This is a genomic window from Chengkuizengella sp. SCS-71B (genome assembly GCF_040100845.1).
Lineage (GTDB): Bacteria > Bacillota > Bacilli > Paenibacillales > KCTC-33759 > Chengkuizengella.
Map to the genome: position 1 here is coordinate 3,030,779 of NZ_JAZHSH010000001.1, position 19,139 is coordinate 3,049,917.

Consider the following 19,139-nt stretch of genomic DNA (forward strand, 5'->3'; position numbering starts at 1 on the left):
CTTTTTCCTTTCTAACGTTTAAATTTATCAATCACATCGTTTAATCTTTCAATCACTTTTTCAGAAAGAACATGTCCCTCAATCCTAGATAAGCGGTTTACTACACTCTTTCGATGTTTATGATGATCTGACATTTTTATCACTACTATTATGATTATAGAGGATCCACGTAACTTCATACATGAATTTTTACATAAGTCCGTCCCTAGTTGTTACATTAGCGGAATTTTTCAAGAAAGTATAAAACGTCCAATCAAATGAATATTGTAACTCATATTATATTATGAGATCTCAAAACAAACACCTACAGTACAAAGATGGTTCATATCTCTTCATACATGAGGTGTGTGAGCTTTAGGCGTTTGTGAAATAGTAAGAATACGTGAGTATTCCAGAGATAATTTAACTTTATTTAGGGAGTGAATTACACATGGCAAATAAAACTGATTGCTGTGGCAAAACCTTAAAAGATGTTTGTTTAGTTTTTGATAATAGTGTGGGACCGATAGAAAATCTTGAAAATCTACCTATTATTAATGGTAATCCGCTTAATGATGCAAATACACTACTTGTTAACGAATTACCCCCTATAGTAATATCGAAGCCTGGTCAAAAAGTAAAAATAGATGCTTCAATATCACTTTTGGTAACACAAGGAAATGTTTTCTCTCAAAATGTTAGTAATAGGGGTGTAAATGCTTTAGATTTTAACTATGGTTTTTTCTTAGTTAGGGATGATTTAGGTCTTGATGGTCGGTTAGATGAGGTTCTTCAATCATACTCTAATGCAGCTTCTATTCTTCTTGGAGGAAACAACTTTAATCCTAATTTTACGTTTACTGATTGTCCACCCAATGGAAAATTTGTTTATAGCATAAGAGTTGGATTTCTTTTTAATGGAAATCTTGCGTCTCAATTCACAGCTTCTATTCCAAATACTAATATGACTGGTCTTCGAATTGGGTGATCACAACTGTATCATTTTGATTCTTATCCTGTAATTTTTCAAATATGGAAATTACAGGATTTTCATTTAAAAACAGATGGCATTACTAATATCTATTGATGAGGATTGATGAAGAATAATTGTATACTAAGAAATAATCATTGATAGTTTAAAATTATAGTAAAGTGGTTTCTAAAAAATCCTCTTTAATTTCATCCTTAAGATATTTCTTGAGTTTCTCTCTTCCTCCTATTTTCTCAAACCAGTCTTGAATACGATTAACGTGCTCTTTATCACTTCTAACTTTATTTTCAATATTTATGTAATCTTCATAACTATCATACTCCCAAATGGCAAATATTTCGATTTCATCCTTATTTTTTCCTTTGGTCATCCATCTCCCTACTAGTCTAGCTCCATATTTGAGCTGGGTAGGTAATAAAGTTTTGTTAAAATGTAAATTAAATTCACTTCTTAAGCTTGCTTCTATCTTATAAGTTTTTCTACGATAAATCATGATCATCCTACCTTTCAAATACTTTAATTCCTGGCTACTATAACCTCTACACCTAGTGATTTAATGGCATTAATCTCTTCTTCTAATGTATCTTCATCTGTAATAATAACGTCAATTCCCTTAATAGGATACATACAAGAAAACATGTCTAAGCCAAATTTAAAATGTTCTATTAAAGCTACATTTTTTTTTGAATGATCAAGCACATTTTTATAAAAGACTGAAACATCTGGTGTAGCAGTACTTAATCCTTTTGATGATAATGCCCCAGCAGTTGCAAAGCATAAGTCAAATGTAAATTGCTTTACAAATTCATTTGCTATAGAATCGGTAATGTTTCCTGAACTTTTAACATTTCCACCTATTAAAAAAGTCTGCACATTACCTAAATCTCTTAAATGATAAGCCGTTTCAACTGAATTAGTAATTACCGTAAAAGGGATATCTGTTGGGAGATATTTTAGCATTACATAATGTATAGCAGCACCGCCTATAAATAACGTTTGATTTTCTTTAATATAAGAAACAGCTAATTTCGCAATCGTATTCTGAAAAACACTGCCTTCTCCATAGCGTTTAGATGGAGATTGAGGGATATGTCTAACTTCCGGTACAGGTATAGCTCCGCCGTGTGTTCTTTTTAAGACACCCTGTTCTTCCATTATTGATAAATCTCTTCTAACTGAATCAACTGAGATATCAAATTTAATCGCCAAATCCTTAGCAAGAACACGTCCATTTTGCTCCAATATTTTTAGAATTTCAAGTCTTCTTTCATCTGAAAACATTTCATCACCTAAATCTAATCTAACATAATTTTTTTATATTATTTCAATTTTATTCTGTTTTGTCAATTCATTTTTAAAGTATTATTCATTTTTTTTCTGTTTTATTCATGTTTTATGTTGTAGATCAAATTTAATTAATCAACAAATTTGCCCTTTCAACAAAGAATGCGCCATCTATATTTAAGATAAGCGCATTGTTAAAGATAGCTTGGGTTTCTATTAGCTGTCATTTAAGAAGAGAATGTGTAAACGTTACAAATTAATCTTTATATTAGAGAATTTTCGATAATATCAACAGATTTTCGTTTAGTATCTAAAATACGTGTTCTAACATCGTTTTTTGAAATCAATATTTCTTGTCCATTTTTATCAAAACAGTATGCTATCGGAATTGAAAATCCACAATTTCTATATGATCCATCTGCGTGGCTAGCTCCAATAATCATCGCTCTTTGATCAATGGCAATTTTTCTAGCTTCATTCGTCCATTCTTCAAATTGTGCTTCACTAAACATACCAACTCCAATAGGATTAAAGATAATATCGATATCATCATTTTTGACTAGTCCTTCCAATCCTTTGAATATTTCTACACAAAGTAAATATCCTATATTCACACCATTCTCTTTAATATTCGATAGAGTATATAATTTTGCATCTTCTGGTGTTTTTGCTCTTTCCAATATAAGTTCACCTAAACTATTAACAATAGAAACCCTATCTTTATTGTTATCATCTTTATAACCAGTTACAATAATAGTGTTATTAGATTTTGCTAAATTACATACCTTCTGTATGTTATCCTGATGAAAATAACCTTCAGGAAACAATACTATATCTACAGTAGGATTATTTTCAACTTCATTCTCTAACTGTTCTAAATTATTCTCTCTTTTAGGTTGACCAATAAGAATTTTCATTTACAGCACACCCTTTTTAAATGTTTACTAACTATCCCATAATTATATCAGGTATACACAAATTAATTGGTATGAAAAAAATTAATATTCATTTCAGTGATTTTTAAGCTCTGGTTACTGAATAACATATTTCAAGAAAGGTTTATCTTTCTCTTCATGTAATCAACAATGTGATTTTATGCTTAATGCTTTAACTTCTAAATCTTGAATATTAGAGTTTTCTCCTATACCATCAATAACTAAATCAACTTTTTCTATAGGGTTTTGCCTCTTGATATAAAGCTCTTCTGCTGGCATCCATAACTCTTCCCATAAGTGTCTTTTCTGTTCACCATCACGTTCAATACCTCAAGACAATCTTAGTTCTTTTGGAGTCTCAACCCAAATTTTAAAATCATAGTAGGTTTCTAGTTCTTTTATTAACGAGTAATGGATTGTCAACACAAAACTAGACAACTTTTTTAAGGTGTTCAAGTTTATACTCAATCGGGCTTAAATATCCTAATGTTCCATGAATTCGAATGTAATTAAACCAATGTATGTAATCTTGCAGTTCTATGGATAACTCTTCTAAGCTAGCAAATTGATGTCTTCTAATAAACTCTGTTTTGATGATTTTAAACGTAGCCTCGGCTACAGCATTATCATAAGGACAACCTTTCATACTTAAAGAACGCTTAATATCAAATGTCTCTAACACTTCATCTATCAACTTATTTTTAAATTCATTTCCACGATCTGTGTGGAAATATTGTATTTTACGAAGATCTCTCTGAATAGATGCAAACGCACGATAAACCAATGCTGCATCTTTGTTAGGACCTGTACTGTACCCGATGATTTCTCTGTTGAAAAGATCAATAAATACACATATGTAATGCCACTTTTGATTGACTCTTACATAGGTTAGGTCACTGACGACCACATTCAATTCTTCTTCTTGATCAAAATTACGGTTCAATTCATTTATTTGTTTAGACTCATTATACGTTGTTGGATGTGGCTTAAATTGTGCGATGGTGTAGGTAGAAACCAATCCCTGCTCTTTCATAATCCGACCAATTCGTCGTCTAGATACCTGATATCCTAACTTAGCTAACTCGATTTTCATCTTGCGAGTTCCATAATTTTGACGACTTGCATTAAAAATATCAATCATAGTAGATGCCAGATTATCTTCCGAGGAATTTTCCTTTGCTTCATAATAATAGGTGCTTCTTGAGATGTTTAGGACTTTACACATTGCTGATATCGAGTATTTGTGACGATTATTCTTAATCACATTTACTTTCGTCCTATGATCAGCGCTGCTTGCTTTAAAATATCATTTTCCATTCGAAGTTGTTTGATTTCTTTTCTAAGTTCTCTTAGCTCTTGTTCCTCAGGGGTTAAATTGTCTTTTTCTTTAAACAATCCCGATGTATCACTCTGCACAACCCATTTATCAAGTGCTGATGGTGTTAATTCATACTCTCTAATTATATCTTTACGTGGTTTACCCCTTTTATAAAGCTGCACCATTTGTTGCTTGAATTCCGGACTAAATGTTCTTCGTTTTCTTTTTGTCATAGTAGATTCTCCTCAATAATATTAGTTGTATTCTACTTGACCTTAATTTTTCTGTCCAGTTAAGTGTAGCCGATCTATAACACCCTTCCATAACTACCAATCCACCAGAGGGGACTTTATGCCACTCAACCAAGGCATCTTCATTCCAATCATACCTCTGATACTCAGTATTTTGATTTTGACTTAAAGGGTGTAAGATTTGATCTTTCACTCTATTAATATCCCAATTTCCTCCTATGTCACTATCTTTTACAGATTCTCTAAGTAAAGATGGTTTATAGAAATCATCCATATGTATTACAGTTACTTTCTTTGGGTCTACCTTCCTAATGGCTTGTGCTAGAGTACTTTTTCCTGCTCCCCCACAACCATCAATCCCAATTAGAATTGTTTTATTTCCTTCTTTTGTATTCATTAATTTTGCATAAATATCTTCAATTAAAATATTCATATCGTATCTCCTCCAATAAGTTTAAATTATATTGATTTGATACCTTGAGTTATCTGCTCCTCATTTCTTTCTAAGTATCCAATATCATTCAAATATAATTCAATATGACCTTCTTCTATATGTAATTGAAAATCTTTGTTACCATTACTTGCTTCAAAACGCATAAAATCTATTAGGCTTTTTAATCGCTTTATTAATACTCCAACAAAAGAGTTTTTACTTTCAGAGTCTACTCCATAAGTATCCAGAAACAGCTTCGATTTTCTTATTTGTTCCTTTAGGTTACCATGATAGTCAAATGGTACCCACCTGTAAATGGCATATGCGATATCCCACATTTTCGGTCCTGGGTGGAGAGTATCAAAGTCGATAATACCAGTTGCTTCATTGTTCTCTACAGTAACGTTATAGGGTGCAAAGTCCCCATGACACATTACTTCAATAGGATAAGTTTCTGATAACATCCACTGCTCATCATTTGTTAGTCTTGTAACATATTTTTCACTATACTTATGAAACTCTAATAATAATTTTGATGAAGATACGATCATTGAGTCTGTTAATAGTTTCTCTGGCAATGGATAATTAAAAACATCACCGGGCATAAAGGAAATAATCTCCTCTTCTTTTTCATTTATACCGTATGGTTTTGGAACAAAATTAACTCCTTCTTCATGAAGAAATTGTAAAAAACAATGTATATCCTTTGTCCATTTATTAGAGGGTCTAACAACAGTTTCTCCAATTTTATGAATCTTCCCGATTCTACCCCCTGTAAGTTCTTCTTTATTGTTCATTTATAACAACCTCTCTATATTATTTTTTTCTTGTGTTTTAATGCTAGTTTTATATGACAAAAAAGCCACTCTAGAAACGAACCCTAGAGAGGCTTTACATACACCAGAACAATATATATGCATATGGGACAAAGAATTACACGATGAACAATAATATTGAAAACGTTAATCTCAACAAATTAGCTATGTATTAAAGGTCATCATAAGACATTTAATATCACTAATTTTTAAGAAAAAGTTACATCATACAATTTTAAAAGTATCCAAGCATAAAAATATGGGTGTATTAATCCGATTCTCTAAGTTCATATAGGTTGCTTCTAGAATATAAAGCAACAATTATTTAAGAACTCTTAAAAACAGATTAATTCCACATTATCTTTATACCATTCCCTTCCTATAATTATGCATTCAGTATATAACATAAAAATAAATACCGTCAATCTATTTACTATTTCATGGAATTTTTTTAGTTGAAGGAACTAGACCAGTCAGCCTTCTCTAATATCCGTTCTTGGCCAACCACCCCATAATCTCTCCAAAAATTTTCGTAGCTATATGTTGCCCTCCTTCGTAAGGATTTTGAACAAATACAGCTATCGCATATCTAGGATCTATGTAAGGACCATAACCAATAAACCATTGATTCTCTCCTTTTCTCCCATCAACAATCACTTCTGCAGTCCCAGATTTCCCTGCTAGTTTCCAAGGATTCCTTTTTAGACTTTTGCCAGTACCGTCTTGTACTACCTCCTCCATCCAATGCAATAAAAGATTTGAAGTTTGCAATGAAATATTGCGTTCACCAGTACTTAGAAACTGATCATCAAAAGCTTGTTTAAAAGAGTCATTTTGATAACGGATTTCCTTTACTACCCTTGATTGCTTTACTTCACCTTGATTAAGCAAAGTAACAACAAGGTTAGCTGCTTGCAGCGGAGTCATCAATACATCCCTTTGGCCAATTGAGGTTTGAGCTTTTACACCTTCATCTTCTTTATCTGTATTTGTTGAAAAAATTTGCCCTATCTCCTCATGATCAAATTGGTAAAATACAAAGTCTCCATGATTTTGAAACCATCCATTTTTCTGTAAACCACCTAACTTGCTGAATGTTTGCACTAACATGTTAGAACTCATTCGTTTCATCACTTTAGCAAACGTAATATTACAGGATTGTGCAAAGGCTTCTTCGAATGAAATCGTACCATGCCCTTCCTTTCTCCAGCATGTAAATCTATATTTTCCAAGATAACCATTACATTCAAATTTTTCCTTTGGGTCTACTAAGTCGTTTTCTAATGCCGCAGCTGCAACAATGATTTTAAATATCGAACCAGGGATTTGAGCTTTTAAAGCTTGATTGCCCCAATGATTTTCAGTCATGGTTACTCGATTGGGATCATAATCAGGAAGACTCGACATTGCTAGTACATCAGCGTTAAGAGTATCTAAAACCACCACAGCACTATTATGATTTGTATATGTGGCTTGTATCATTTCCACGTTCTGTTGAATATTTTTATCAATCGTAGTCTTAATTTTTAAAGGATAAAATGGATTAGTAGACTGAATGAGTCTTAAATCTAATCCAGGAATCACTCGATGTTTCCCATCTGTGAAAAATGAAAGAGATGTATCTTCTACACTTTGAATAAGTGAGTCAAATGTTTTTTCTAATCCGCTAGCACCAATTAAGGTATTTATGGACATTTCTCCACTATCGATTTTAGTTGGGTATAACTTTTTTATTCGACTCGGGTTTTCACCTACAAAACCAATTAAATGGCTTGCAATATAAGGATCAGGGTATCTTAGTTCATATTGGATAGCTTGAATGCCTGGTAAATGGAGTCCATTGATGATCGCTACCTCATTGGCTGTTAATATATATGGAATTGTTGCTGTTGCATTCTCCTTCCAAATGACTGGTTCATTTATACTATTGAAGAATTCAGTCCACTCTTCTAATGAAATGTCTAATATACTCACTAATTTTTTTATTTTTTGTTCATTTCCCTGGAAATGACTTCGATTTGGAAAAACGGCTACAACATGAACCAACCGCCCTGTTAATGAATCTCCATTACGATCATAAAAGTGACCTCTTCCAGAGGATAGTATAACTCCAGATTCTCTTTGATTAATGGAACGCTCGATAAGATTAATGTCTAAAGTTGAATAACTTCTCGTCTCAACTACTTGAATCCAGAACAATCTTGAGCCTAACATTCCAATAATCAATGTAAAACATAATAATGTGATTAGGATCCTTCTTTTATCCAAATTTGTCTGCTCCTAATTCCTGACTTTTTTGTAATCTTAAATGCAATGAAGAAAACTTAAAACGTTAAGTCTTTTTTATTATTTACAAATTCAAATTAGAACAATCAAAAGAATTTCAATATACTATATATTTTTTATACAAAAAAACTCCTATGCTACAGAATTTTTCTGATTGCACAGGATTTTTTCTTTAACTATTTTAATTTAATGATATGAGTTGTTTACATTTAATGTGTGTATTCAATGCTCAGATGTGGTTTTAAAAGAAAGATTGATTATTTAAAAGTTATCAAGACCTAAATCGTAAAAAACCATAAAAAATAAGGGTGATACATATTATACATGACTGCGAAAGATCATTATATGTTAGTGGCATTGATTTCCAACTATTGCCCCCGTTAATAAGCCCATTACTTTTAATTGGTGTTTTCTAATATATTTCTTATTTTATCCGTATAAATTTCAGCTAGATGTTCGGTACTGTATTCATAATTTTCCATACTAGATACTTTGAGAATATTCAGGTTAACAAACTGTCTGTCAAGCTCTTCAATAATAAAATACTCATGTTCTTCATTTTTAATTCCGCCGACTTCAGTTAAATCAATGTTTGAACCGTCTTTTAATTCTATAATGTAAAAAAAGTCACCCTGTGAATGAGTAAACGGTAAATATAATTTCTTACCATACACTCCTGTTTTAATCTTCACAATATCGTTGTAGTTATATTCCCTACCCTTTGGTGAAAGGAATGAATAATCAATAATCTTATTATTAGTTATAACAGTAACAGCTGAAACAATGATGTAAAACAGAGCAATGTTAAGGGTTATAAATATAGAAAGAACTAGTTTTCTGTGTTTTTTAAGAAAACTATCATTTGAACTATATGCTTTCGTACCCATTATTCTAAATTTCTTATGAATATAGAAAAATCCAACAACTAGATATATCTCATAAATAAGTACTAGCCTTGAAGTAGGGTATTTAAAAATCCACATTAAATACTCTTCAGGTACAAATAATTTGTATTGAACTGCTAAAATTAAGATATAAATCCCTAGTGTTAATATAACTATGGTAACTAGTGAAAAGATATAAAGAATAATTGTTTTTAATTTTTTCAAATTAACAACTCCTAGCGTAATTAACGACACAAAAATTTTAAGACATATATTATTATGTCCTCATATCAATGTTCACTAAAAACAATTCCACTCACCGTTAGTTTAAATACAATTATTCTCAATCTCGCCTTTATACTTTAACTTAAATATCCTTTTTTTTAAGTTAGTTACTCAACAATAGGTCCCTATTAATAAAGAAAGACGCTTCTCTTATTAGAGAAAAGCGCCATATTGTGGAGGACAGATCTGTTTTAATCAGAATATTACATTTTATTTTTAAGTGTACTATATTTACAACCAGATAAAAAAATGACTCCAGTTTTATACAAACGTCATTTCATTATCTACTCCTTATCTTCATTCACCTTTGACAATGTTAGTAAGTGTATTTGTAAAATTCGAAATCTTGTTTCCTCCTATGTATTGATTGTTGCTTAAAAAAAATAATGACAAGCTCTGAATCAAGCTCACGATAAATATTCGCTAAATACCCTGGTAAGTACCCTGCATGTTCAACATTATTTTCCTGCGTAAGCCACCCATATCCATATTCATATCCACTACCATAATCAGAATTTAAAGGAATTTTAGTATAAGGAGCATACATCTTATCTATTGTCTCTTTTTTTAGTAACTTTTCAGAATATAGTCCCCTATCCCATTTTACTAAGTCATTCATTGTTGTATACAAACCCCCAGCAGCATGGAACAAGAAATACTCATCATATTGACTAGGATAAACATTATTTTCTGTAATCACTTTTTCATATCCAATCGCTTTATTTTCTTGAATGTTCCAATCCAAACTATAACCTGAATCCAACATCCCTAAAGGTTTGAAAATATTTTCATCTAAGAAGGTTTCATATGTATCCCCCGAGATTTGTTCTATTATCAATCCTAATAAAAAATAATTGGAATTACTGTATTCATATTCTTCACCAGGTTTAAAGTTAAGAGGAATGTCACTATATAAAGCAATGGTTTCTTCTGCGGATGGCAACGAAGTAATATTAGACCCAAGACTCTTTTCAAAGTTCTCAACAAGACTTGAATGACCTGTATTTACAATACCAGATGACATGGATAATAAGTGATGAATAGTAATCTCATTAAATTGGTTTGCATCTGGAAAGTATTTTGTAAGTTGATGATCAAGATCAAGCAATCCTCTTTCCTCTAACTGTAATATCGCTGTGGCTGTAAATTGTTTAGTTAAAGATGCCATGATAAATTTCGTGTCCAATGTATTTGAGATATCTTGGTTATAGTCAGCCATACCAAATGTTTTAGAATAAATTCCTTCACCTTCCATCCCAACATACACAGCTCCTGAAAAATCATATTTTCTCTCAATAGCAGACATAGTAGAGTCTATTTTATTATATAAATCTTGAGTTTTAGAAGATTTACTTAAATCTAAATCTTGATTTGATTCAATATTTTCTACTGTTGATGTTTCAACTAGATCTAAATTTTCTGAAACTTCACTTTTTTATCAATAGAATTTTCCGTACTACATCCGACAATTACAAGAGATAAACTAATAAGTACAAGAAACATCGTTTTTTTCAAAAATATCGCCCCTTTATTTATTATGCAATGCCATTAAATACGAAGTAACTGCCAAGAAGTTTCATTTTTTAATATGGTGTGTGAATTTCAATTTTAATTTGCGTACTTTTTAAGATTTATTTTGCGCAAATATCAAATAAAGGATTATACTAATTAGTAAAAACTCTTCAAATTAGATATGATCCTTTTATGCTTTGTTAATAAAGCCGCATAGTGTTGAAGATGGAGAAAGTCTAAAAAAGGTTATCCTCAAGCCGTATTCAATCGCTTATCGGATAACCTAATTTAACCAACTTGATTTTAATTCATCTATCGTTACAATTTAAATTCACCTTTTTAATTTAATATATTCAATTATCAGTATGGAGCAATTGATAGATGGTGTATGCAGCTTCAACTAAGAATTCACGTGTTGCATACAACCTATAATTCTCTCGATCTTTTATAAGCTCCCACTGGATCGCTGCAAACACATATTCCTCAGCCCATTCACTTACATAACCCGTATTTACTCTTTCAATCTTTTCCATATCTCCTATCTCAGCGGCATATCCTTCCACTAACATCTTAATAAACTGTTCATAGGTCACATTTCCAGTTGGATCAAATTGATCGTTACCTATTCCATGTATAATCCCTACTTCTGATGCGGCTTTGATATATGGATATGACCATCTGCTTTTCGGGATATCTGTAAAGCTCTTATCTGTTTCTGTGCTTTCTAAATCTAATTCAAATAGTAAAGCCATCACTTTAGCTGCTTGTTCTCTGCTCATGTGATCTTCTAAATGCGGTAAGCCATCAGCATAACCACTAAAGATACCTAATGCTTTTAATTCCTCAAATTTTTCTTCTGTCGTTAATTCTTTTTCAACAAAGATGGTGTTGCTTCCCTTATATGATGACCATGGTCTCACAGCATTGGACTTTCCTGAAGCTTCACTGCTTCCTATGTCATTGATCGCTTTCACCGTAAAGGTGTATTTCGTTCCATTGGAAAGACCCCTAATTTTTATCGGGCTTTCTGTTCCTATTACCTTGATATTCCCAGGTGAAGCTGCGATCTCATAACCCGTGATTTCACTTCCTCCATCATCCATTGGCGGTGTAAATTTAACGGTCGCTTTCCCATTTACCCCTCCTGTTGCAATGACATTTGTTGGAGGGGAGGGGACGGTTGCTGCTCTTGTGACTGTAATTTTGTATGTTTGTATTGTTCCATCATCCTCTGCCTTGACGATAACTTTGATTTCATTATCTCCAACGACTAGAGGTATAGGGCTTGATTCACTTCCACTTGTTACCTCTTCTCCATTCACGGTGAGACTTGTTACTTTTTTGGCGCTCTCAGCTGTTGGTGTAACTGTGATGGATTCTATTTCGACATCTACCTTATACCCGTATAATTTATACTTATCAAAATGTGGACTAAGCGTTCCTTCACTTAATTTTATGCCACTTAAATTTGACAATGGATTTCTAAATTCATCATAATAATTCACTTCTGTTCCTTTAGCTTCCAAATCTTGAATTATTCCTTCCGCTCTTGGATTCAGTGGATTATCATATAAATTAAGAAAGTCTAAATTCTCTAGATTCTCTAAACTAGAAATATCTGTAATTTTATTGTAATATAAATCAAGCCAGGTTAATTTCGTTAGATTCTCTAAACTGGAAATATCTGTGATGTTGTTTATCCCTAAATAAAGCCAGGTTAATTTCGTTAGATTCTCTAAACTGGAAATATCTGTAATTTTATTGTAATATAAATCAAGCCGGGTTAAATTCGTTAGATTCTCTAAACTGGAAATATCTGTGATTTCGTTTTCTTCTAAATAAAGCCAGGTTAATTTCGTTAGATTCTCTAAACTGGAAATATCTGTGATTTTATTGTAATATAAATCAAGCCGGGTTAAATTCGTTAGATTCTCTAAACTGGAAATATCTGTGATTTCGTTTTCGTGTAAATCAAGATAGGTTAAATTCGTTAGATTCTCTAAACTGGAAATATCTGTGATTTTGTTGTCATCTAAATCAAGCCAGGTTAAATTCTCTAGATTCTCTAAACTGGAAATATCTGTGATGTTGTTGTTCCCTAAATCAAGCCAGGTTAATTTCGTTAGATTCTCTAAACTGGAAATATCTGTGATTTTGTTGTCATCTAAATCAAGGCTGGTTAAATTCTCTAGTTTTGCCAAAATAGAAATATCTGTGATTTCGTTGTCATCTAAATTAAGGCTGGTTAATTTCGTTAGATTCTCTAAAATGAAAATATCTGTGATTTCGTTGTCATCTAAATTAAGGCTGGTTAATTTCGTTAGATTTGCTAAAATGGAAATATCTGTGATTTCGTTGTCATATAAATTAAGGCTGGTTAATTTCGTTAGATTCGATAAAATGGAAATATCTGTGATTCTGTTTTCCGATAAATCAAGATCGGTTAAATTCACAGCATATTCAAGACCTACAATACTATCAATATCTTCATAAATCGCACTTAAATCTTCTAAACCTTGTAAGTCATCAATGGTTATTTCTTCTGATACATTTAATTCTTCTTTTATAGCTGCTTCTAAGTTTTCATCTTCAAAAATTGCCCTTGTTACTGTAATGGTATAGGTCTTTTCATCACCTCCAGCAGTGACTTTTACTTCGATAGTGTTTTCTCCCACTTCTAATGGGATAGCACTAGGATCATCCACTGATTTACTGTTTACGGTTATATTCACGCTCGCTGAACCGTCCGCAGTAGGAATTACCTCAATATATTCTGTGACACGTTCAACAGAAACCGTATATTCTGTTGTGCCAGCATCGAAATCAGGCTCTAAGTTTCCACCATTTAACGTTAAATCACTTAAGGCTGCAACACTTGAAGCGTCTGCTGATTCGGCTTTCGATAGATTTTCTTCTATCTTTAAATCTGATGATACTGCGGCTTCCAGGGCTTCTGCTTCTTCTAACGGTTCATCGATCTGCATTTCCAAGGAATCAGGCTCTGTCCCATCTTCATATTCATTTATAACTTCTTCAGGCGCACCATCCGTAGTGGTTCCTTCAGTAGAAAGGGCATTGATAATACCACCCTCATTTGCTAGTAATGTTTGGTCGTTTGCTTGATGTATTGGTTGTTTTGCTCTTACATTCATTTGTTGTTGAAATACAGGTTGAATGAATAAGATCATGGCTACTATTAATGCTGTCAACTTCATGAATGTTTGTTTCAATTGTTCTATCTCCTTTCAAAATACAGGGTATTTAAATCAATGAAGGTGCCTAATGAATGACAACTCCATATCCACTTCTTATTTCTGTCCATCGCTTCACCACCTTTTTCTCAGTAAATGCCTCGTTAAACCAAAATTTTAATTTAACGTAATCAGAATGTTTTGTTACAGATAAATGATTATAACAGAAGGTTCTCTCAAAAAACTCTCAAAAACTTAGATTGAACCTTTTTTTCCTCTATATATAAACCCCATAAATGCCTTTTAAACAACGAATTTATTTACAAAAAAAGAGCCCATTTTCTTCTTACAAAAAAATCAGCTCTTTATATTTCTACTATATTAAGAAAGGTTTTTCTTAGATGATCATTTTTACATCCTGGAATTCAAAATGACGTAGCAGAAATAGTGATCTTCCACAAAATGGCCCCCTTGTAGTTTTAAAAGAAAGATTGATCATTAATATCAATTCTTAAAAATAAACTGTACCTTATTATAACTGATTCACATTTTTTAAAATAATATGCAACTTTTATCCATAATTTACGTTAAATACAATGTAAAGCAAATTAAGACAAACTAAACAGTGGATATACTGTGAAGAAGAAAGGAATGTATTATTATATGATCAAAAAAGTAATATTTAGCTCTCTTTGTTTAACGGTATTTTTGATTGGATTTTTGTTGTCGAGTGCTTATGCAGAAGTTTTTGGACCAAAATGGGACCAAGTAGGTATTTATTGGTATCCAACCAGTAGTGTTAAAAATAACAGTGAATATATGACAGCAATAAGGAAGGGAGAAAAATTGTGGGAAGGTGTTCCAGCTGCACCATTATATATAGAGGGTGAGTGGGGTGATGAAGTAAAAGTACTTTTTTCTCCTGATGATGACTATTGGACAAGAAAGAGCACTTACGGACTTGGTGTTCCTATAGAAAAAAATGGTACTTATGTGTCAGGTCATTTAGAAATTGTTAGGGGAATGTGCGATGATCTGGATGCTAAAGATAAGAAAATGGTAATGGGGCATGAATTTGGTCATATATTGGGATTAGCACATACAGAAGACAGTATTTTCAATCCAGTTAAATCAATAATGGATAAAGATGATGTTTTTGATAGTGATATGTATGGTCCTACAGATTATGATATAGATAGTATTCTTGGTCTTTATAGATAAAAAGGGGGAAAGATAATATGAAGAAATACATATTTGTTTTAACAATTGCTTTTATTTTAGGCGTAAGTTCATATGCTGTTTATGATAAAAATTTAAAGTTTAATGATGAAGCTATATCACTAGCTAAAGATTATAAAACCGTGTCTGAATTATATAATGATTATCAAGTTATTGTTAAAGGTAAAATTACAGAGGATTATATTGAACGTGATGTTCAATTAACTGAAAAGATTGCGAAAGAAAGAGTCTATAATGTGAAAGTTAATAAATTACTTACTAACAATACTACTATAAACATAAATAAAGGAGATGTTATATTACTATCACAAACTTACGGAATTGAAATGAATGGAGAATATTATCCTTTATCTGAAGAGCTTAAGGACTCCTTGGGAAATGGTAATTATATATTTTTCTTAGATACCTATGAAGATGAAAATACTGGAGAAGTAATGTATAGCAGTTCTCAAAATGCTATCTTTAAGCAAAAAGGTGAGAAATATAAAAATGTTTATGGCGGATCACTCCCTGAGCTGACAGAATTAGAGGTAGAGAAAGAAATAGAGAAAGAGAAAAAAATTAAATAATATTACGAGGACAAATTCTAGTGATTGATAGATAATTGGGGGTTAATTTTTTTTAACCCCTCTTTCAACTTCAATTATCACGGAAACATCTTTGATCAAAAATATGATGTAGAAAGCACTGTATTGTTGGGTTATAACAATGACATTCGTTAAATTAAAGAGATTCACTAGCAAGTGCATCTATATGCAAAACAAATCCTTCAAATGATGTAGTTCCCCCCTTCTACTGTAACTTTAAAATAAAGTTTGATCATTCATGAAACTCCGTTACTAATGTTAGTAAATAGGTATCGGCTATTGAAACAACTTCGTTATAATTCATACTATCTCCTTTTCGAAGAACATTAATTTTGTGCTTTGCAAAGATTATACCAAATAAGTAGCACACTCAATGAACTTTTTTGTTTAAGTGTTCTTATACTAATGGGGGCAAACCATTCCATTTGACAATATTGACCATCATATGAGTCCGTATCAATTTTTTCGAAGAATAATGAAGGAAAGAAAATTAATGGGCTATGCTATCAATAACAATGGGAAATTCTCAATAACTTGGACTACTGACAGACTCCTTCTTAAACATTTGAGTATGTGGGCAATAGTTGGAGAAGATAGACAATATAATGATCAATCTTTTTTATAAAAGTCAAGTAGTCAATCTCAAATTTAGAATCCATTTTGATCAATCTTCAAAATGGATTCTTTTTGTTTGCCATAAGATATGGGTTTGGGAGATGGTTATGAACAATCTTTATTTTAAACCTACATCAGAGCCATATTGAAGACCATTCTTTTCATAAGCAAATTACAGATTCAATCTTGTATTAGTTTTTTTACATTGCTGCTAATTATTATGATAGAATATTTGGAAAATCATTTTAGGAGAGGTTAGAATTAGGAATCCAAAAAGCACTTGTTACATGTGATCATAACAATTTGCCATCTAAAAAAGCCATTTTAAATAACGGAGGAGTTCCTGATGTAGATTATGTTGAGGAAATATTGAGAATAGATTTTGGATCGAGCTTTAATAAGTTTCTTCAGGATGATATTGATATGTCGCTAGGTTTAAAGTTTGATAAGTATTAAACTTTATTCCTTCACTTTCAAGTGACATTTTTTGAATGGAAAATAATTCTTCATCTGTTATAGCTATTTCACCTTTAGCGTTGATTACCCGATGCCAAGGGAGTTTATGTTTTTGACTCATGGAATGTAATATTCTAACAACTTGTCTAGCCCCCCTTGGACTTCCTGCTAATTTGGCTATTTGTCCATAAGTCATAACTTTTCCTGAAGGGATTTGTTTAATGATTTTAATAACCTGCACTGTAAAGTCTTGCAATATGTACATCTCCTTAATTACTATAGATACAATTCGAAATTCCTGTTGAAAGCCAATGTACCCCTACTGTTAATAGATTCACATCTTTACTGTCTCTATGATAAACAGAATCCTTATTCATAAACTATTAAAAATGTGTACTTGTCATAGGATACTTGTCTATACAAAATAAAGCCTTTGAACATATTATATAATACCTCTTAGAAATAGGAGGTAATTATCAAACGCTATGCACTTATTTATCAACCTATACTGGAGAACCTCACTATTAATTTATATAGTGAGGTTTTCTAGCGTCAAATTCAATGAACTTGACGGTTCTCTCTATTTTTTAACTCTTTAAACATTCTTTACAGCAACGTAATAAGCAATTACACCAAAAGGTCCAAACAAAGAAACAATAATCTTCCATAACATATGAATATTCGTTTTTTTCCGTCTTGAAATTTTAGTAATCATAAAAATAGAAATAATCCATATCATGAATGCCACTATAAATCCTATTGATCCACCCATAATCATAACCACCCTTTGTGTTTAATAATCTAAACATTATATCATATTCAAATTTTTCATTTTTTAAAATTTCAATAATTCCCCTTTTTTCCATACCTTCTCTATATGCAGATCTTTTGATACCAATAACAAATCTGCTTGCAAACCTTCATTTATACTTCCTATTTGATTTTCCACTCCTAGCCGTTTTGCAGGATTGTAACTAGCAAATTTACTAACTTCAGGAACAGTCAGACCAACTTCATTAACCATATATTTAAAAGCTTCTATCATTGTTAAACTGCTACCTGCAAGATTTCCTCCTTCTTTTAATCTTGCTACGTTATCTTCCACTACAACATTTAATCCTCCCAAATTATAGATCCCGTCCCCTAAGCCGGCTGCTGACATCGCATCAGTAATGAGTAATAGATTATCTTTATTTTTTAATTTGGTTAATAAATCAATACAAACTGGATGAACGTGTTCTCCATCTGCTATAATTTCTGTGCTTACCCCTTCATTCTTTAAAATACTTCCAACTACGCCAGGTTCTCTATGATGAATTCCACTCATTGCGTTAAACATATGTACAGAATGAGTTAACCCCGCTTCGTATGCAGTTTCCATTTCCTCATGGACTGCTTCGGAGTGTCCACAAGCCATCACTATACCCTGTTCAACTCCATATCGAATCATCTCAACAGCTTTTTCCTTCTCTGGAGCAAGGGTTAATATTTTTATCACCCCTGGGAATTTATCAATCCATTCTTTTATCCAATCTAACCGAGGCGGTACAACGTAATTTGGGTTTTGAGCCCCTAATTTATTGGGACTAATAAAAGGGCCTTCCAAATGTACGCCAATGATTTGTGCAGTGAGTTGTCCTTTTTCCTGTAAGTTCTCAACTGATTGCAGTACCTTCTCAATATTTTCTTTCGAGGAAGTAACGGTTGTTGCAAGCATTGTCGTTGTCCCAAATTGAGCATGAAATTCACTTATTCCTTGTAGAGATTCCAGACTAGCATCCATAAAGTCAAAACCATTGCCACCATGTACATGAACATCTATAAAACCTGGAAGTAACCAAGCTCCTTTAGCATCCATGAGTTCCACATTTGGGTTTTCCACCAAAAAAGAATTCATATCATGATTTTCAACAATTTGTTCTATTTTTCCTTCATATATGAATACTCCCCCTCTTTCAATTACTCCCATTATGCTAACAATATTTGCGTTATATATAAACAACATCTTCACCTCAAATCCTAATCAAAGTCGCACTTATATATTCTTCTAATTTAAACTATAAAACAGATCTTCATTT

General features: G+C 32.1%; 18 protein-coding genes. 3 read left to right on the forward strand and 15 right to left on the reverse strand.

Annotated elements, in window-relative coordinates; translation table 11 throughout:
• Nucleotides 1-11: 11 nt before the first annotated feature.
• Nucleotides 12-134, reverse strand: coding sequence for a hypothetical protein (locus VQL36_RS14900; protein ID WP_349250077.1), 123 nt, complete (start codon nucleotides 132-134; stop codon nucleotides 12-14).
• A 296-nt stretch (nucleotides 135-430) separates the two neighbouring features.
• Here VQL36_RS14900 and VQL36_RS14905 point away from each other — a divergent pair, with 296 nt between their 5' ends.
• Entirely contained in the window at nucleotides 431-967 is a 537-nt protein-coding gene (locus VQL36_RS14905; RefSeq protein WP_349250078.1) for a hypothetical protein, read from the forward strand.
• Nucleotides 968-1,121: 154 nt separating this feature from the next.
• Here VQL36_RS14905 and VQL36_RS14910 read toward each other — a convergent pair whose 3' ends face one another.
• The 11 genes from VQL36_RS14910 to VQL36_RS14960 form a co-directional block, all read right to left on the reverse strand.
• A complete protein-coding gene (locus VQL36_RS14910) occupies nucleotides 1,122-1,463 on the reverse strand; it encodes an NIPSNAP family protein (RefSeq protein WP_349250079.1) in 342 nt (113 codons plus the stop codon).
• Nucleotides 1,464-1,486: 23 nt separating this feature from the next.
• Nucleotides 1,487-2,251 carry a DeoR/GlpR family DNA-binding transcription regulator gene (locus VQL36_RS14915; RefSeq protein ID WP_349250080.1) on the reverse strand — a complete coding sequence of 255 codons (765 nt, stop codon included), beginning with the start codon at nucleotides 2,249-2,251 and terminating at the stop codon, nucleotides 1,487-1,489.
• 266 nt (nucleotides 2,252-2,517) lie between these two features.
• Nucleotides 2,518-3,171, reverse strand: a complete 654-nt coding sequence (locus VQL36_RS14920) for a hypothetical protein (protein WP_349250081.1) — start codon at nucleotides 3,169-3,171, stop codon at nucleotides 2,518-2,520.
• 162 nt (nucleotides 3,172-3,333) lie between these two features.
• Nucleotides 3,334-3,468 (reverse strand): hypothetical protein, encoded by a 135-nt coding sequence (locus VQL36_RS14925; protein WP_349250082.1) that lies wholly within the window; start codon nucleotides 3,466-3,468, stop codon nucleotides 3,334-3,336.
• A gap of 151 nt (nucleotides 3,469-3,619) precedes the next feature.
• Nucleotides 3,620-4,740, reverse strand: a protein-coding gene (locus VQL36_RS14930) for an IS3 family transposase (RefSeq protein ID WP_349247821.1) whose coding sequence is annotated in 2 segments (ribosomal slippage) — nucleotides 3,620-4,491 and nucleotides 4,491-4,740 — 1,122 coding nt in all. Because the reading frame shifts where the segments join, the coding sequence is not laid out codon by codon here.
• Nucleotides 4,712-5,191 carry a hypothetical protein gene (locus VQL36_RS14935; RefSeq protein ID WP_349250083.1) on the reverse strand — a complete coding sequence of 160 codons (480 nt, stop codon included), beginning with the start codon at nucleotides 5,189-5,191 and terminating at the stop codon, nucleotides 4,712-4,714. Before VQL36_RS14935 ends, VQL36_RS14930 begins: the two co-directional genes overlap by 29 nt.
• Nucleotides 5,192-5,217: 26 nt before the next feature.
• Complete coding sequence (locus tag VQL36_RS14940) at nucleotides 5,218-5,988, reverse strand: aminoglycoside phosphotransferase family protein (protein ID WP_349250084.1); 771 nt, start codon at nucleotides 5,986-5,988, stop codon at nucleotides 5,218-5,220.
• 501 nt (nucleotides 5,989-6,489) lie between these two features.
• Nucleotides 6,490-8,274, reverse strand: coding sequence for a penicillin-binding protein 2 (locus VQL36_RS14945; RefSeq protein WP_349250085.1), 1,785 nt, complete (start codon nucleotides 8,272-8,274; stop codon nucleotides 6,490-6,492).
• 416 nt (nucleotides 8,275-8,690) lie between these two features.
• A complete protein-coding gene (locus tag VQL36_RS14950) occupies nucleotides 8,691-9,401 on the reverse strand; it encodes a hypothetical protein (protein WP_349250086.1) in 711 nt (236 codons plus the stop codon).
• A gap of 376 nt (nucleotides 9,402-9,777) precedes the next feature.
• Nucleotides 9,778-10,767 (reverse strand): serine hydrolase domain-containing protein, encoded by a 990-nt coding sequence (locus VQL36_RS14955; protein ID WP_349250087.1) that lies wholly within the window; start codon nucleotides 10,765-10,767, stop codon nucleotides 9,778-9,780.
• A gap of 559 nt (nucleotides 10,768-11,326) precedes the next feature.
• Entirely contained in the window at nucleotides 11,327-14,203 is a 2,877-nt protein-coding gene (locus tag VQL36_RS14960) for a leucine-rich repeat domain-containing protein (protein ID WP_349250088.1), read from the reverse strand.
• 597 nt (nucleotides 14,204-14,800) lie between these two features.
• Between VQL36_RS14960 and VQL36_RS14965 the strand changes: the two genes are divergently transcribed.
• Together VQL36_RS14965 and VQL36_RS14970 are read left to right on the forward strand one after the other, a co-directional pair.
• The gene (locus VQL36_RS14965; RefSeq protein WP_349250089.1) at nucleotides 14,801-15,385 is read left to right on the forward strand and encodes a matrixin family metalloprotease; all 585 of its coding nucleotides are present in this window, start codon (nucleotides 14,801-14,803) and stop codon (nucleotides 15,383-15,385) included.
• Nucleotides 15,386-15,402: 17 nt separating this feature from the next.
• Nucleotides 15,403-15,972, forward strand: a complete 570-nt coding sequence (locus VQL36_RS14970) for a hypothetical protein (protein WP_349250090.1) — start codon at nucleotides 15,403-15,405, stop codon at nucleotides 15,970-15,972.
• Nucleotides 15,973-16,999: 1,027 nt separating this feature from the next.
• On the opposite strand, the gene VQL36_RS14975 is transcribed toward VQL36_RS14970, so the two are convergent.
• The 3 genes from VQL36_RS14975 to nagA all read right to left on the reverse strand — a co-directional run bounded on the left by VQL36_RS14975 (nucleotide 17,000) and on the right by nagA (nucleotide 19,066).
• A complete protein-coding gene (locus tag VQL36_RS14975) occupies nucleotides 17,000-17,257 on the reverse strand; it encodes an MGMT family protein (RefSeq protein ID WP_413789577.1) in 258 nt (85 codons plus the stop codon).
• A 399-nt stretch (nucleotides 17,258-17,656) separates the two neighbouring features.
• Nucleotides 17,657-17,833 (reverse strand): hypothetical protein, encoded by a 177-nt coding sequence (locus VQL36_RS14980; protein ID WP_349250092.1) that lies wholly within the window; start codon nucleotides 17,831-17,833, stop codon nucleotides 17,657-17,659.
• 63 nt (nucleotides 17,834-17,896) lie between these two features.
• On the reverse strand, nucleotides 17,897-19,066 hold the full coding sequence (nagA, locus tag VQL36_RS14985; RefSeq protein WP_349250093.1) for an N-acetylglucosamine-6-phosphate deacetylase: 1,170 nt from the start codon (nucleotides 19,064-19,066) through the stop codon (nucleotides 17,897-17,899).
• Nucleotides 19,067-19,139 lie beyond the last annotated feature (73 nt).